13 protein-coding genes and 1 pseudogene are annotated in these 15,282 nt (G+C 65.9%); 9 read left to right on the forward strand and 5 right to left on the reverse strand.

Features of this window, described 5'->3' with window-relative positions; genetic code table 11:
• Nucleotides 1–114: 114 nt before the first annotated feature.
• The 3 genes and pseudogenes from ttcA to AAV94_RS10100 all read left to right on the forward strand — a co-directional run.
• Nucleotides 115–1,029, forward strand: a pseudogene (gene ttcA / locus AAV94_RS10090) (tRNA 2-thiocytidine(32) synthetase TtcA); the annotation flags it as partial.
• 67 nt (nucleotides 1,030–1,096) lie between these two features.
• Entirely contained in the window at nucleotides 1,097–1,720 is a 624-nt protein-coding gene (locus tag AAV94_RS10095; protein WP_046742196.1) for a DUF4136 domain-containing protein, read from the forward strand.
• Nucleotides 1,717–2,409, forward strand: coding sequence for a histidine phosphatase family protein (locus AAV94_RS10100; protein ID WP_331396814.1), 693 nt, complete (start codon nucleotides 1,717–1,719; stop codon nucleotides 2,407–2,409). Before AAV94_RS10095 ends, AAV94_RS10100 begins: the two co-directional genes overlap by 4 nt.
• A gap of 12 nt (nucleotides 2,410–2,421) precedes the next feature.
• Here AAV94_RS10100 and ppk2 read toward each other — a convergent pair whose 3' ends face one another.
• From ppk2 to glnK, 3 genes are all read right to left on the reverse strand, one after another.
• On the reverse strand, nucleotides 2,422–3,363 hold the full coding sequence (gene ppk2 / locus AAV94_RS10105) for a polyphosphate kinase 2 (protein ID WP_046742197.1): 942 nt from the start codon (nucleotides 3,361–3,363) through the stop codon (nucleotides 2,422–2,424).
• Nucleotides 3,364–3,501: 138 nt separating this feature from the next.
• On the reverse strand, nucleotides 3,502–4,842 hold the full coding sequence (locus tag AAV94_RS10110; protein ID WP_046742198.1) for an ammonium transporter: 1,341 nt from the start codon (nucleotides 4,840–4,842) through the stop codon (nucleotides 3,502–3,504).
• A 58-nt stretch (nucleotides 4,843–4,900) separates the two neighbouring features.
• Nucleotides 4,901–5,239 carry a P-II family nitrogen regulator gene (gene glnK, locus AAV94_RS10115; RefSeq protein WP_046742199.1) on the reverse strand — a complete coding sequence of 113 codons (339 nt, stop codon included), beginning with the start codon at nucleotides 5,237–5,239 and terminating at the stop codon, nucleotides 4,901–4,903.
• A gap of 407 nt (nucleotides 5,240–5,646) precedes the next feature.
• Here glnK and AAV94_RS10120 point away from each other — a divergent pair, with 407 nt between their 5' ends.
• Nucleotides 5,647–7,227 carry a YifB family Mg chelatase-like AAA ATPase gene (locus tag AAV94_RS10120; protein ID WP_046742200.1) on the forward strand — a complete coding sequence of 527 codons (1,581 nt, stop codon included), beginning with the start codon at nucleotides 5,647–5,649 and terminating at the stop codon, nucleotides 7,225–7,227.
• A gap of 138 nt (nucleotides 7,228–7,365) precedes the next feature.
• Nucleotides 7,366–8,097: a GNAT family N-acetyltransferase gene (locus AAV94_RS10125; protein WP_084824871.1), complete on the forward strand. Its 732-nt coding sequence runs from the start codon at nucleotides 7,366–7,368 to the stop codon at nucleotides 8,095–8,097.
• Nucleotides 8,098–8,126: 29 nt separating this feature from the next.
• Here AAV94_RS10125 and xdhB read toward each other — a convergent pair whose 3' ends face one another.
• Together xdhB and xdhA are read right to left on the reverse strand one after the other, a co-directional pair.
• Entirely contained in the window at nucleotides 8,127–10,475 is a 2,349-nt protein-coding gene (gene xdhB / locus AAV94_RS10130) for a xanthine dehydrogenase molybdopterin binding subunit (RefSeq protein WP_046742201.1), read from the reverse strand.
• The gene (gene xdhA / locus AAV94_RS10135) at nucleotides 10,472–12,070 is read right to left on the reverse strand and encodes a xanthine dehydrogenase small subunit (RefSeq protein ID WP_046742202.1); all 1,599 of its coding nucleotides are present in this window, start codon (nucleotides 12,068–12,070) and stop codon (nucleotides 10,472–10,474) included. Before xdhA ends, xdhB begins: the two co-directional genes overlap by 4 nt.
• Before the next feature lie 155 nt (nucleotides 12,071–12,225).
• On the opposite strand from xdhA, the gene ispD reads away from it, so the two are divergent.
• The 4 genes from ispD (at nucleotide 12,226) to ssb (ending at nucleotide 15,179) form a co-directional block, all read left to right on the forward strand.
• Nucleotides 12,226–12,993 carry a 2-C-methyl-D-erythritol 4-phosphate cytidylyltransferase gene (gene ispD / locus AAV94_RS10140; protein WP_046742203.1) on the forward strand — a complete coding sequence of 256 codons (768 nt, stop codon included), beginning with the start codon at nucleotides 12,226–12,228 and terminating at the stop codon, nucleotides 12,991–12,993.
• Nucleotides 12,994–13,015: 22 nt separating this feature from the next.
• Nucleotides 13,016–13,549 (forward strand): 2-C-methyl-D-erythritol 2,4-cyclodiphosphate synthase, encoded by a 534-nt coding sequence (gene ispF / locus AAV94_RS10145; protein ID WP_046742204.1) that lies wholly within the window; start codon nucleotides 13,016–13,018, stop codon nucleotides 13,547–13,549.
• Nucleotides 13,550–13,575: 26 nt separating this feature from the next.
• The gene (locus AAV94_RS10150; protein ID WP_046742205.1) at nucleotides 13,576–14,493 is read left to right on the forward strand and encodes an AEC family transporter; all 918 of its coding nucleotides are present in this window, start codon (nucleotides 13,576–13,578) and stop codon (nucleotides 14,491–14,493) included.
• Nucleotides 14,494–14,666: 173 nt separating this feature from the next.
• Entirely contained in the window at nucleotides 14,667–15,179 is a 513-nt protein-coding gene (ssb, locus tag AAV94_RS10155; RefSeq protein WP_046742206.1) for a single-stranded DNA-binding protein, read from the forward strand.
• The last annotated feature ends 103 nt before the right edge of the window (nucleotides 15,180–15,282 follow it).

Here is a 15,282-nt window from a genome sequence, read left to right on the forward strand (position 1 = left end):
CGCCTTCAGCGAATGTGCAGGCAGGGCTTGGCCGTCCAGCCTGACCACGGAGTTTGAGGAATCCCCATCATGAACACCATTGCAGAGCCTGCCTCCCGCGTATCAAGTGCCGACAAGGCACGGCGCGAAGCGATCAAGCTGGAAAAGCGTCTGTGCCGCGAGGTCGCGCGCGCCATCACCGACTTCAACATGATTGAGGACGGCGACAAGGTCATGGTGTGCATGTCCGGCGGCAAGGACAGCTACACCCTGCTGGACATCCTGCGCAAGCTGCAAAAACGCGCCCCCATCCGCTTCGAGATCGTGGCCGTCAACCTGGACCAGAAGCAGCCGGGCTTTCCCGACCACATCCTGCCGGACTACCTGCGCGCGCAAGGGGTGGACTTCCACATCGAGACGCAGGACACCTACAGCATCGTCAAGCGCGTCATTCCCGAGGGCAAGACCACCTGCGGGCTGTGCAGCCGGCTGCGCCGCGCAATCCTCTATTCGGTGGCCGACCGGCTTGGCTGCACGAAGATTGCGCTGGGCCACCACCGCGACGACATCCTGCAGACCCTGCTTCTGAACATGTTCTTCGGTGGGCGCATGAAGGGCATGCCACCCAAGCTCGTCAGTGACGACGGCAAGCACGTGGTCATCCGCCCGCTGGCCTATATCCCGGAAAAGGACACCCGCCAGTGGGCCGAGTACCAGCAGTTCCCGATCATCCCCTGCAACCTCTGCGGCAGCCAGGACAACCTGCAGCGCCAGATCGTCGGCGACATGCTGCGCGAGTGGGACAAGAAGTATCCCGGCCGCCTGGAGAGCATGTTCCGCGCCATGGGCAACATCGTCACCACGCACATGATGGACCCGCAGTTGCACGACTTCAAGGGCGCGCGTGCCACTGGCGTGGCCGAGCCCGGCGGCGACATGGCCTTTGACCCTGACAGCTTCCCCGAGAAGTTCGTGCCAGCTGCCAGTGGTGATACGCTGGGCATTACCATCCAGCTGCAGACGGACCTGGCTCGTTCGGCCTGCGGGTGACGGTGTACACCGCAGCGCACCGTTGTGCGTTGAGGGATCCGGGGTAACCAACCAGAGGAGACGCATCATGACGGATCGCAGCTTGTCTTCCTTGCCACAGGCAAGCTATCGTCTGCTGATACTCGTGCTGGCAGTCATCACCCTGGCGCTGGCTGGCTGCAGCAGCACCCGCGTGATCGATAACGACGTGCGCACCTTCTCCACGCTGGCGTCCATGCCGGAGCCTCCAACCTATCGGCTCCAGCGGCTGCCTTCACAGCAGATTGACAGCCCGTTTCGCGCCATGATCGAGCGCATCGCCACCGAGGAGCTGGCGCGCGTGGGCATGCAGCGCGACGACACAAACGGCGCACTGCGGCTCGAACTTGGCGCCTACGCCAACGCCTACCTGCCCGATTGGCCGTATTACAGCAACTTCGGCTTCGGACTCGGCTATGGCCCCTGGGGCTGGAATCCTGCCTTCGGTTACTGGGGCGGCTGGCGCGATCGTCCGCCCACCCTGTACGTGCGCGAGGTGCGCCTGATCCTGCGCGATAGCGAAGGCAACGTGGTCTACGAGACATCGGCCCGCTATGACGACATCTGGACCAACGACGAGGCCATCTACCGCGCGCTGTTCCGCTCGGCGCTGGATGGTTTTCCGACGCCGCCACAGGGTGTCCGGCGCATTCGCCACGAAATCGTGCCATGAATGCCCCCCACACGCCGATGGAAGAGGCGCCAGATGAACTGCCCATGGCGGCTACCCGCCTGACACTGATCCGCCACGGCGAAACCGACTGGAATCACAGCGCGCGCATCCAGGGCCACACCGACATCCCGCTCAACGCACGGGGCAGACAACAGGCCGGGCGCATGGCCCAGGCGCTGGCCGACAGCGCACCGGACGTCATCTACAGCAGTGACCTGCAGCGTGCCTGGCAGACCGCACAGGCGCTGCAGGAAACCACCAGCGCACCGCTGCTGCCGAATGCCGACCTGCGCGAGCGCTGTTTTGGCGTTTTGCAGGGGCAGACCATTGAACAGATCTGCGCACAGGATGCAACGCTCGCCAAGGCCTTCAAGTCCCGTGATGCTGCCTACCGCCCGCCAGGCGGCGAGAGCATGCAGATGTTCCGCGACCGGGTTTTGCATGCCGTGGATCAACTTGCGGCGCGGCATGCCGGCCAGCATATCGTGCTGGTCGCGCATGGCGGCGTGCTGGACATCCTCTACCGCCATGCCGCAGGCCTGGATCTGCAGGTCAGCCGCAGCTGGGTCATTGAGAACACCTCCATCCACCGGATGCTCTGGGCAGCGGGAACCCTCACGCTGCTGGCCTGGGGCGACGTGGCGCACCTCGACGCGCTGGCCGAGACCGCGCCGCAGCACTATGTGTAAGTACCTGTTCGCTCAGTAACGCTCCGGCACGTACATGTGCGCTGGCACCGGGTGGCGGGTGTAGTCGGCGTGGTAGACCCGCGGCGGCAGCACGACTTGCGGATGGGCAACGGGCTCGTACGGAATCTGCTCCAGCAGATGGCTGATGCAATTCAGGCGCGCCTTCTTCTTGTCTACCGCCTGCACGATCCACCACGGCGCCTCGGGAATGTGGGTGCGCTCGAGCATCACTTCCTTGGCCTTGGTGTAGTCCTCCCAGCGGCGGCGCGATTCCACGTCCATCGGGCTGAGCTTCCACTGCTTGAGCGGATCGTGGATGCGCGCCAGAAAGCGCGCTTCCTGCTCCTCGTCGGTGATGGAGAACCAGTACTTGATCAGGCGGATGCCCGAGCGCACCAGCATGCGCTCGAACTCCGGCACGGACCGGAAGAACTCCTCGTACTGCGCATCCGTGCAAAAGCCCATGACCTTCTCGACCCCTGCGCGGTTGTACCAGCTGCGGTCAAACAGCACGATCTCGCCGCCAGCGGGCAGGTGCGTGACGTAGCGCTGAAAGTACCACTGCGTGCGCTCGCGGTCATTGGGTGCGGGCAAGGCGGCAACGCGGCACACGCGGGGGTTCAGGCGCTGGGTGATGCGCTTGATCACCCCGCCCTTGCCGGCCGAGTCGCGCCCCTCGAAGATCACGACGATCTTCTCCTTGGTGTGCTGCACCCAGTCCTGCAGCTTGACCAGCTCGCCCTGCAGACGCAGCAACTCGCGGAAATAGGTCTGGCGCCCCAGCTGCCCCTGTGGCGCGTCGTCAGTGATCCCCAGCGATTCCAGAACCGTGGCATCGCCCAGGCGGGCATCGTCGATTTCCTGCTCCAGTTCCTCGTCATAGCTGTCGATCAGCTCGCGCCCGATGCTGCGCAGAACTTGTTCGTGGTGACTCAAGGTCGTACGTTCGTCCATGGTGGCTGCGGTGTGAGAACCTGTTCAGAGAGACAGACACGCTAGCGCCTGCCTGTGTCAAATGCGTGAACAACGACGTCACCATGCAAAAAAACCGCCCGGTCTCCCGGGCGGTCTCGGTCGCACGCCAGTGCCCGATCAGCTGTTGTAGGCGCGCTCGCCATGCGAGGTCAGATCCAGACCTTCACGCTCGGCTTCGGCCGAGACGCGCAGGCCCACGGTGGCCTTGGCGACCATGAAGGCGATGAATGCCACAACACTGGAGAGGATGACGGTGACGATCACGCTCTTGAGCTGGATCCAGACCTGACCGGCCATGGTCACATCGTCCACGCCCACACCTCCGAGCGAGGGGAACACGAATACGCCGGTCAGCAGCGCGCCGATGATGCCAGCCACACCGTGGATGCCAAAAACATCGAACGAATCATCCACGTTCAGCATGCGCTTGAGACCACTGACGCCCCAGACGCACACGGCACCGGAGAGCGCACCGATCAGGATGGCTCCGACTGGGCCGACGAAGCCGGCAGCAGGCGTGACACCCACCAAACCTGCCACGGCGCCGGAGGCACCGCCCAGCAGCGAAGGCTTGCCCTTGGCCAGTGATTCCACGATCAGCCACGCCAGCACACCGGCGGAAGTCGCCACGATGGTGTTGATGAAGGCCAGGCCAGCCACGCCATTGGCAGCCCCAGCAGAACCGGCGTTGAAGCCGAACCAGCCGACCCACAGCAGGCAGGCGCCAATCATCGTGAAGGCCAGGTTGTGCGGTGCCAGCGCTTCCTTGCCGTAACCGGCGCGCTTGCCCAGCACGTACGCGCCCACCAGACCGGCCACCCCGGCATTGATGTGGATCACGGTGCCGCCGGCAAAGTCCAGCGCACCATCCTCCGCAAGGAGGCCGCCGCCCCAGACCATGTGCGCCATCGGCAGGTAACTGAAGGTGAACCAGATGATGGAGAAGACCATCACGGCACCGAACTTGACGCGCTCGGCCAGCGATCCGACCACCAGTGCCACTGTAATGGCGGCAAAGGCTGCCTGGAAGGACACAAAGACAAATTCCGGAATGGTGGACAGCGCCGACGAGATGGTGTCGGGCGTGATGCCCTTGAGGAACACGTAGTCGAACGAGCCGTAGACTTTACCTTCACCGCCGAAAGCCAGCGAGAAACCGTATACCGCCCACAGCAAGGTGATCAGCGAGAACACCGCCAGCACCTGCAGCAGCACGGAAACCATGTTCTTCGAACGTGCCAGACCGCCGTAAAACAGCGCCAGGCCAGGGATGCTCATCAGGATCACCAGCACCGTCGAGGTGAGCATCCAGGCGGTATCGCCCGTATCGATGGCCGGTTCCGCCTCGGCTACCGCGGAGACGATTTCGGCAACAACCGGTGCAGCTTCCTGCGCCAGTGCCAGAGGAGTTGCTGCCAGGGCGCCCAGCCCCAGCGCAGTCGCAAGTCGTTTGTTCATGAGCGCTAATCCTTCACGTGTCAAGACATTGGGAATACGTTGGAAATCTGCCGAGGCCTCAGACCGCATCCGCGCCGGTTTCACCGGTACGGATACGCACCACCTGCTCCAGCGCAGAGACGAAAATCTTTCCATCGCCGATCTTGCCGGTGCGCGCGGCGCTTTCGATGGCCTCCACGACCTGGTCTACCGTCTCATCGGGCACGGCCACCTCGATCTTGATCTTGGGCAGGAAATCGACCACGTACTCGGCGCCGCGGTAGAGCTCCGTATGGCCCTTCTGGCGGCCGAATCCCTTGACTTCAGTGACGGTGATGCCTTGCACACCAATCGACGAAAGCGCCTCACGCACCTCGTCGAGCTTGAACGGTTTGATGATGGCCGATACCATTTTCATGTGCACTACTCCTGCTGAAAGGGCCAGTCCATGAAAGGCCCTGCGGGTCTAGAAAAAGGTGGATAAAAGGGCCTCGCGCCGGTAACCGGACCTGCTTGCCAGCAGAGCGCAGAGAGGAATTGAGCGCAAGGCGCAAACCATGAATGCACGGAACGTGCCAACATGCCGTCACAGTTGCCGCACATTGCCACAGAAGTTAGCTGCCGCTGCCTGCCTGCTGGCAGCGAGCCGAGCGCACCTTTTTGGCGTATGCGCCTAATGCATACAACCTGTAAGGCTCTCCGCGCAGGCGTGCAACCGCCTGATTGCCGCCCATCCATAACGATGCACCGAATTAGAACGGGAGATCAGGCAATGCACTTAATTGGGGCTTACAGCCCCACTCTGCACCAATAGAGTGAAACACCATGGCGCTGGCCTTACTCCACAGCCGTACTCTGCTCGGGCTCGATGCCCCCGCAGTCACCGTCGAAGTGCATCTGGCCAACGGCCTGCCCAGCTTCACGCTGGTGGGACTGGCCGACGTGGAAGTGCGCGAAGCGCGCGAGCGTGTGCGCTCAGCCATTCTCAACAGCGGGCTGGAGTTTCCCACCAACAAGCGCATCACTGTCAACCTCGCACCGGCAGACCTGCCGAAAGACTCCGGCCGTTTTGACCTACCGATTGCCCTGGGCATCCTCGCTGCCAGCGGCCAGATCGATGTGCAGGCGCTACAAGGCTACGCATTCGCCGGGGAGCTTTCGCTCTCCGGCGCGCTGCGGCCCGTTCGCGGCGCCCTGCCCATGGTGCTGGCCGACCACCGCACGGCAACGCACGAGCGGGCGCCTGCGGCGAACGCCGAACAGGCGCCCCCGCACTGGATCCTGCCGCGCGAGAGCGCCAGCGAGGCCGCATTGGTGCCAGGCGGCGTGGTGCTGGCAGCGGACCATCTGCTGGAGGTCGTGGCCCACCTGCGGGCCGTACAGGACAGCGAGGCGCACCAGGTGCAGCTGTGTGCAGCAGCACCGCCGGCTGAGTCCATGGCCGCACCGCACTATCCCGACATGGCCGACGTCAAGGGCCAGCTGACGGCCCGCCGCGCACTGGAAGTAGCGGCAGCCGGCGGCCACCACCTGCTGATGGTAGGCCCGCCCGGTGCGGGCAAATCCATGCTGGCGCAGCGCCTTGTCGGCCTACTGCCCCCACTGCCCGAGGATGAAGCGCTGCAGGCGGCAGCGCTTGCCAGCGTGGCGGGCACTCTGGAGCACGGTCAGTGGCGCAGGCGACCGCTGCGCAGCCCCCACCATACGGCCAGTGCCGTGGCCCTGGTCGGTGGCGGCTCACCGCCGCGACCGGGTGAGATTTCCCTGGCGCATCACGGCGTGCTGTTCCTGGATGAGTTGCCCGAGTTTCCCAAGCCGGCGCTAGAGGCACTGCGCGAGCCGCTGGAAACCGGCACCATCCACATCGCCCGCGCTGCACACCACGCGCAGTTTCCCGCCCGTTTTCAACTTGTTGCCGCTATGAACCCCTGCCCATGCGGCTACAGGGGCAGTGCCACGCGCAGCTGCCGCTGCACGCCCGATCAGGTAGCCCGCTACCAAGGCCGCCTCAGCGGCCCGCTGCTCGACCGCATCGACCTGCACATCGAAGTCCAGGCACTGCCGGTCACGCAGTTGCTGCACGCCCGCGGCGGCGAAGCCAGCGCGCCGATCCGCCACCGGGTGGTACAGGCTCGCCAGCGGGCGCATCGGCGCCAGCAGTGCGACAACTACGCACTCACCGGCTCGGCGCTGGCCATGCACGCACCACTGGATGCTGCAGCCCACCAGCTCCTGCAGGCAGCTGCGGACAAGATGGGATGGTCCGCCCGTGCCACGCACCGGGTTCTGCGTGTGGCGCGCACCATCGCCGATCTGGATGCCGACCACCCCGACGATGCGCCGCTGACCGCCACGCACCTGGCCGAAGCCATCCAGTACCGGCGTGCACTGCTGGGCGCCGACTAGGGCCGATAAGGCAGAGGCGCGCAGGCTACAGCTGGTCACCCTGCTTGCCCATGCGCGCGGCAGGGTGCCTACCACAATGGCAGTCCAGTCAGGGTTTACCCTTAGAATCGAGGTTGCTGACCCTGTCCCCGAACCGCCATGCACACCCTGCCTCCTGCTGCCAGTGCACACCCCGACGGCGCCCGTCGCGGCGATGCGCTGCGCCCGCGCCGCGCCAAGCCCCTGCATGTTCCCATCCGGGTGCTGCATGCCATGCACAGGCCGCAGATTCTCACGCACTTGCTGGCGCTGTCCGCCCATGACCGCTACCTGCGCTTTGGCTATCCGGCATCAGACAGCCAGATCGAGCGCTATGTCGAAACGCTGAACTTCGCGCGCGACGAGATCTACGGTGTCGTCAATCGCAAGCTGGTGCTGATCGCCATGGCCCACCTGGCCTTCGATGCGCCTCAGCCCGGTCGCCTGCAAGCGGCGGAGTTCGGCGTTTCCGTGCTGGGCGCCTACCGTGGCCGCGGGCTGGGCGCCCAGCTGTACGAGCGGGCAGTGGTGCATGCGCGCAACAAGGGTGTGCAGACGCTGTACATCCACGCCTTGAGTGAGAACGCGCCGATGCTGCGCATCGCGCGCAATGCCGGCGCCACCGTGCATCGTGAAGGCAGCGAGTCCGAAGCCTACCTGAAACTGCCCCCGCCCGACCTCAGCTCGCATCTGAGCGAGGCCTGGGAGGACCAGATTGCGGAGCTGGACTACCACCTCAAGCTACAGGCCTTCCAGGTGCAGACCTATCTGGATACCCTGCGGCTGTGGAGCGGTGTGGCCGCGGGCCAGTCGAAGCGCTCTGCCGACCTTGCCACGACCGACCGGCGCTGAAGTCCGCAGCCAGCCCTGCCTCTCCCCTTTCACCCATCCTTTTGTGCGGCCGTGCGCACGGCATCGAGCGCATCCAGAATGGCCTCCGGTGTTGCTGGCGCGCGCAATGGCGGCTGGATGCGATGGCCCCCGACGCTGGAGATCGCATCGCGCAGCGCCAACAGCACCGAGAACGGCAGCAGTAGCGGCGGCTCACCCACCGCCTTGGAACGCAGCACGGTGTCCATCCGGTTGGGCTGATCGAACAGCCGCACGTTGAATACTGGCGGGCAGTCGTGCACCGCCGGGATCTTGTAGGTCGATGGCGCGTGGGTCATCAGCTTGCCCGTCTCCGGATGCCAGTACAGCTCCTCCGTGGTCAGCCAGCCCATGCCCTGGATGAAGCCGCCTTCGATCTGGCCGATGTCGATGGCGGGGTTGATGGGATTGCCCACATCGTGCAGCACATCCGCGCGCAGCAGGCGCCATTCGCCGGTGAGCGTATCCACCTGCACTTCCGAGACGGCTGCGCCATAGGCGAAGTAGTAGAACGGGTGACCGGTCAGCGTCACGCGGTCCCAGTGCAGGCCGGGCGTGGCATAAAAGCCGTCGGACCACAGCTGCACGCGTGCCTCGTAGGCCTTGCGCACCAGCGCTTCAAACGCCATGGCCTGCGCATTCAGCCAGACCTGGCCCTCGGCGAAACGCACCCGGTCCGCGTCCTCAGGCGTGCCGCCCAGCAACGGCGCTGCCAGTGCCGCCAGCCGCTGCCTGACCTGCAGTGCCGCATGCTCGGCCGCCTTGCCGTTGAGGTCACTGCCGGTGGAAGCGGCGGTGGCCGACGTGTTGGCCACCTTGCCGGTATCGGCAGCCGTGGCACGCACACGCGTGACCGGCAGCCCCAGCACATGGGCCACTACCTGCACCACCTTGGTGTTGAGCCCTTGCCCCATTTCGGTGCCGCCATGGTTCACCAGCACCGAGCCATCGGTGTAGACGTGCACCAGTGCGCCAGCCTGGTTGAAGTGCGCCACGTTGAAGGAAATGCCGAATTTCAGCGGCGTCAGCGCCAGACCCCGCTTGAGCACGTCGTTGTCGGCGTTGAACGCGGCAACCGCCTGGCGCCGCGCATGGTAGTCGCTTTGTTCGACGAGCTGCGCCACGAGCTCATGGAGGATGTTGTCCTCCACCTTCTGCCCATAGGGCGTGATGTTGCGCTCGCCGATGCCATAGAAGTTGCGCTGGCGCACCAGCAGCGGATCCAGGTCCAGCTCGCGTGCGATGCTGTCAAGCGCGTACTCCATCATCAGCGCACCTTGCGGGCCGCCAAAGCCGCGAAACGCGGTGTTGGACTGCGTGTTGGTCTTGCAGCCCAGCGCCGCGATGTCGGCATGCTCCAGGTAGTACGCATTGTCGAAATGGCACAGCGCGCGCGTGATGACCGGTGCCGTCAGATCCGCCGAGTAGCCCCCGCGCGCGGCCATCTCCACCTTGGCGGCGAGGATGCGACCCTCATCGTCGTAGCCGATGGCGTAATCGTAGAGAAAGTCGTGGCGCTTGCCTGTGGCCAGCATGTCGTCGTCGCGGTCCAGCCGCAGCTTCACCGGCCGTCCCAGCTTGCGCGCAGCCACTGCCGCTATGCAGGCAAACTGCGCCGACTGCGACTCCTTGCCCCCGAAGCCGCCGCCCATGCGGCGCATCTCCACCTGCACGCTGTGGCTGGGCACTTCCAGCACGTGGGCAATCAGGTGCTGCATTTCGCTGGGATGCTGGGTCGAGCACAGCACGTGCATGGTGCCGTCTTCCTTCGGGATCGCGTAGCTGATCTGACCCTCCAGATAGAACTGCTCCTGCCCGCCGCACTGCCACTGCCCGCGCAACACCCGGGGCGCAGTCGCCAGCGCTGCATCCGGCTCGCCGCGCACCAGATGCAGTGGTTCGACCACATAAGACTGTGCCTCGCGCGCCTGCGCGATGGTCAGCACTGCGGGCAATGGAGCATAGTCCACCTGCACCTTGGCTGCGGCACGCCGCGCCAGTTCATGGCTGCTGGCCAGCACCGCAAGAATGGGCTGCCCCACATACTGCACCAGGGCGTCGGCCAGCAGCGGCTCGTCATGCACAATCGGGCCGATCATCGCGTCGCCCGGTACATCTTCCGCACGCACCACCGCCACCACGCCCGGCATGGCCATGGCCGCCTCTGTCGAGATGGCAACGATGCGCGCATGGGCCTGTTTGCTCAACACCAGCGCCGCGTGCAGCGTGCCCGAAAGTTCTGGCGCATCGTCGATGTAGACGGCCTGGCCACTGACATGCAGATGGGCTGACTCGTGCGGCACCGACGCGCTGTAGAGCGCCTGGGTTGATGCGGTACTGAATGGTGTGGGCGCCTTCATGACCGTACCTCCATGCCCAGCGCGGGCTGGAGCGCCTCGAACAAGGCCAGCTGCGGGTAAGCGCGCGTGGCCTCTGGCGACAGCGGCGCGTCATGGCGCGTCTCCAGCCAGCAGCGCTGCAGCAGGTTGGCCGCGACGCGCTCGCGGTAGCTGCGCGCGGCGCGCATATCCGAAAGCGGTGAGAAATCCTGCCGCAGCGCCTGCTGCGCCGCCAGCACGCTGGATGGCGCCCAGGGCCTGCCCGTCAGGGCGGCCTCCGCGCCCGCCGCGCGCCGGGAGGTCGCGGCCATGCCGCCGAAGGCAATGCGCGCGGCCGCAACCGTCGGAGCCGCACCCGGTTGCGCAGGCGCCTCCAGCCAGAGCGCGAAGGCAGCGCAGACCGCCGAGATGTCGCTGTCGAACCGCTTGGAGACCTTGTAGGTGCGCAGCACGAACTGGCCAGCGCCTGCCGGGCGTGGCGGCACCTGCACGGCCAGCACGAACTCGTCGCGGGCAAGGTCCTTTTTCATGTAGTCGAGGTAGAAACCCTCCAGCGGCAAGGCGCGCGTGCCGCGCTGGCTGGCCAGCAGCACCTGCGCGCCCAGAGCAATCAGCGGCGGCGCAGAATCACCGATCGGCGAGCCGTTGGCGATGTTGCCGCCCAGCGTGCCGGCATTGCGCACGGGCGTCGAGGCAAAGCGCTCCCACAGCTCGGTCAGCTCCGGATAGTGCTGGACCAGCGCGGCGTAGGCGTCGCTGAGGGCCACACCGGCGCCAATCCACAGGCTGCCGTCTTCCGCCGTCTCGCAGCGGCGCAACTCCTGCACCGCCGGCGTGTAGATGAGATCACCCACGTCGCGAAACTGCTTGTTGATCCACAGGCCCACGTCCGTGCAGCCGGCCAGCAGTGTCGCCGCAGGCTTGGCAGCACGCAAAGCGGCCAGCTCCCGGGCCGAGCGCGGTGCATGGAAATGCACGCCGCCAGCTACATAGTCCAGCGACTCGGTGCGCTGCAGCGCCAGCAGCTGCTGACGCACGGCCTCGCGATCGAGCAGGACTTTTGGCCCCTCGCACATCGCCAGCCCGGCGTCAATAATGGGCCGGTAGCCGGTGCAGCGGCACAGGTTACCGGTCAGCGCGCTGGCGACCTGCCCCTGATCGGGCCGCTGCCCCGAGGCTGCACAGCTCTCGTACAGCTGCCATAGCGACATCACGAAACCCGGCGTGCAGAAGCCACACTGCGAACCGTGGTGCTCCACCATGGCCTGCTGCACCGGATGCAGCCGGATGGTCTGGCGCGCAGGCGGTGCGTCCTGCCCCTGCGCGTGCTCGCCAGCCAGCTGCTGGAGATACTCGACCGTAAACACGGCCTTGCCATCCAGCGCCGGCAACAGCTGGATGCAGGCGTTGATGGTGCGCAGCTGCAGTGTCTGCGCAGGCTCCACCAAACTGCCCACCACCACGGTGCAGGCACCGCAGTCGCCCTCGCCACAGCCTTCCTTGCTGCCCTTGAGCCCTTGCTGCTGACGCAGCCATGCCAGCAGCATGGTGGTTGGGGCCACGCCTTCGACGCAAAGATGCTGGCCGTTGAGTAACAGTCGGATCGAATCGGTCATGGTGGGGAATCAATGCGCGCGGCGTCGCGCCGCGCCAAACGGTACTGCACCGTGGCACTCTACCGGGTTTTACACAAGAACCATGCCAGCTTCGCACGTGCCAGCCGCCCCCCCACCGCGCCGCGCAGGGCGGCTGGCCTCATTACAATCGCCGCATGACTGCCGCTGCCGAAACTGACCGCCCCGCCACCGCGCGTGCCTGGGCGCTGGTTCCGGCTGCAGGCCAGGGCAGCCGCGCCGGCACGGGCGTCCAGCCCAAGCAGTACCGCCGCATCGCCGGGCACAGCCTGCTGGAGCACACCCTGCACGCGCTGGTGCAGGTGCAGGCACTGGCACGTGTGCTGGTCGTTGTTGCCCCTGGTGACCCGCTGCGCGCGGCGCATCTGCCTACCTCGCTGCCGCAGCGCGTTACCGTGCAGGCCGTCGGCGGCCCCACCCGCGCGCAATCCGTGCGCAATGGCCTGGCGGCCCTGCAAACGCTCGGTGCCCAGGCGCACGACTGGGTGTTGGTGCACGATGCCGCACGCTGCCTGGTGACCCCTGCGCTGGTGGAGCGGCTGATCGACCGATGCCGCCATGATGCCGTCGGCGGGCTGCTGGCCCTCCCGCTGGCCGATACCCTCAAACAGCAGCGCGACGCGCAACCCGGCAGCGTGGATGCGGATGCGCGCGTGGCGCAGACCGTTTCGCGCCAGGGCAAATGGCTGGCTCAGACGCCACAGATGTTCCGGCTCGGCCTGCTATGCGAGGCGCTGGCTGCCGACCTGCAGGACGTGACAGACGAGGCCAGTGCGGTCGAGCGCCTGGGCTACCACCCGCTGCTGGTGCCATCAAGCGCCCAGAACTTCAAGGTCACGTATCCGGAAGATTTCGCGCTGGCCGAAGCCATCCTGCGCGCCCGCAGCGAAGTGGCAACTTCCTGAACTCGCTTCTTAGCCCCTCCTTATGGACACCCCTGCATCCGCTTCATCTCCGCCCCTCTGGCCCGCGCTGCGCATCGGCGAGGGCTGGGACACACACGCCCTCGTGGCAGGCCGCCCGCTGATTCTGGGTGGCGTTACCATCGCCCACGACAAGGGCTTGCTCGGCCACTCCGATGCCGATGTGCTGCTGCACGCCATCACCGATGCGCTGCTGGGCGCAGCCGGTCTGGGCGACATCGGCCGCCACTTTCCGGATACCGACGACGCCTTCAAGGGGGCCGACTCCACCGTGTTGCTGCAACAGGCCTGGCAACGTGTGCGCGCCGAAGGCTGGTGCATTGCCAATCTTGACTCGACCATCATTGCGCAAGCGCCCAAGCTGGCGCCGTACATGCCCGCCATCCGCCGTCACATCGCCACGGCATTGGAACTGGCAGAGTCGCAGGTCAACGTCAAGGCCAAGACGGCCGAACGCCTGGGCCCGGTGGGCCGAGGGGAGTCCATGCAGGCCCGCGCGGTCGTCCTGCTTGTGGCCGCACCGACCGAAAAGAACTGAACTGCTCTCGCTCTGACCTTCTCACCATGCTGGCCTACGTCACTCCGGTATTTCTAATCATCGCACTGGGCGTGGCAGTCAAGCGCATGCGCAACACTCCGCCTACGCTGTTTCCTTCGCTGGAGTGGCTAACTTTCTATGTGGCCTTTCCGGCGCTGCTGTTTCTGCGCACGGCACAGCTGCAGATGGACGCCGCCACGCTCAAGGCACTGGCGACGCTGGTGATCGGACCCGTGCTGCTGATGCTGCTGCTGGCGCTGCTGCTCCTGCGCTGGGGGTTGCGTGCATTGCCCGCACCGGCACGCTCCTCGGTTGTGCAGGGCACGACCCGCCCCAGCACCTACTTCGGACTGGCCGTGGCGGGATTGGTGTTTCCGCCCGAAATCTCCGCACTTGTGATGCTGGCGCTGGCCATCGCCATGCCGCCGGTCAACGTCATCGCCGTGGTTGCACTGGCGTGGTGGAGCGGCCAGCGCGTGACCGCGCGCACCATCGCACGGAACCTAGCGCGCAATCCCATCATTCTCGCCACACTGGCAGGGACGCTGACCAACCTCAGTGGCGTGCCGCTGCCGGCTTTCCTCGCCAACGCCCTGGAGATCCTCGGCGGCGTCGCACTGGGTCTGGGCCTGCTGTGTGTGGGAGGCGGACTGGTGTTCCAGCTCCAGGGCGCCTACCCGTTGACGGTCATCCTGACCGACGCGCTGAAGCTGCTGGGTCTGCCGAGCCTGACCTGGCTGCTGTGCCGCTGGCTCGCGGTGAGCGACGACATGACCATCGCGGCCTGCTTCTTCGCCGCATTGCCGACCGCCCCGAACGCCTACATCATGGCCCGCCAGCTCGGCGGCGACGCGCGCCTGATGGCATCGCTGATCACCACCCAGACGCTGCTTTCCATGGTCACCGTGCCACTGTGGCTGATGGTGCTTGGCGTGTCGCGCTGAGCAGCATCACAATTGTGCTGGCCCCCAGACAGTCAGGTACGGCACAATAGTCGATCATCGCTGCCGGTCGGCCACACGGACCTGCTGGCGGCGTAATCTTTCAACTGCTGCGGGGGCGCTGCCCGACACGCCCTGGCACCCTGCCCCCGGCATTCTTTTGCGCTTGTATACCCATGGCATCAGTCAACAAAGTCATTCTCATCGGCAATCTGGGCCGCGACCCGGAGTTGCGCACCTTCCCGAGCGGCGGCCAGGTCGCCAACGTCAGTCTGGCAACTACCGAGACCTGGAAAGATCGCCAGACCGGCGAGCGCCGCGAGCTGACGGAGTGGCACAACCTCGTCTTCAGCGATCGGCTGGCCGAAGTGGCCGCGCAGTACCTGCGCAAAGGATCGCCCGTCTACATCGAAGGCCGCATCCGCACCCGCAAGTGGCAGGACCAGTCGGGCCAGGACCGCTACACCACTGAAATCCGCGTGGACAACATGCAAATGCTGGGCGGGCGCGGCGAAGGCGGTGGCGGCAACTACGGCGCAGCAGAGGCCGGCGGCCAGGGCAGCTACGGCAACAGCGCCCCGGCGCCGGCGCGCCAGCCTGCTGCACCGGCGTCGGCAGCGCAACGCAGCGCCGCCCCACCGGCAGCCGCATTCGACAACGGCTTCGAGGACGACGACATTCCGTTCTGACATTCCCAATTTCCTGCGCGTCGATGGGCGCAGCGCGCGCCGGTGGCATCCTCGCACCAAGCCGACGCGCAGGATGGCTGGGGACTTGGACGAAATGCAGGCC

The sequence above is a fragment of the Lampropedia cohaerens genome (genome assembly GCF_001005215.1).
In the GTDB taxonomy this organism is placed as follows: Bacteria; Pseudomonadota; Gammaproteobacteria; order Burkholderiales; family Burkholderiaceae_C; genus Lampropedia; species Lampropedia cohaerens.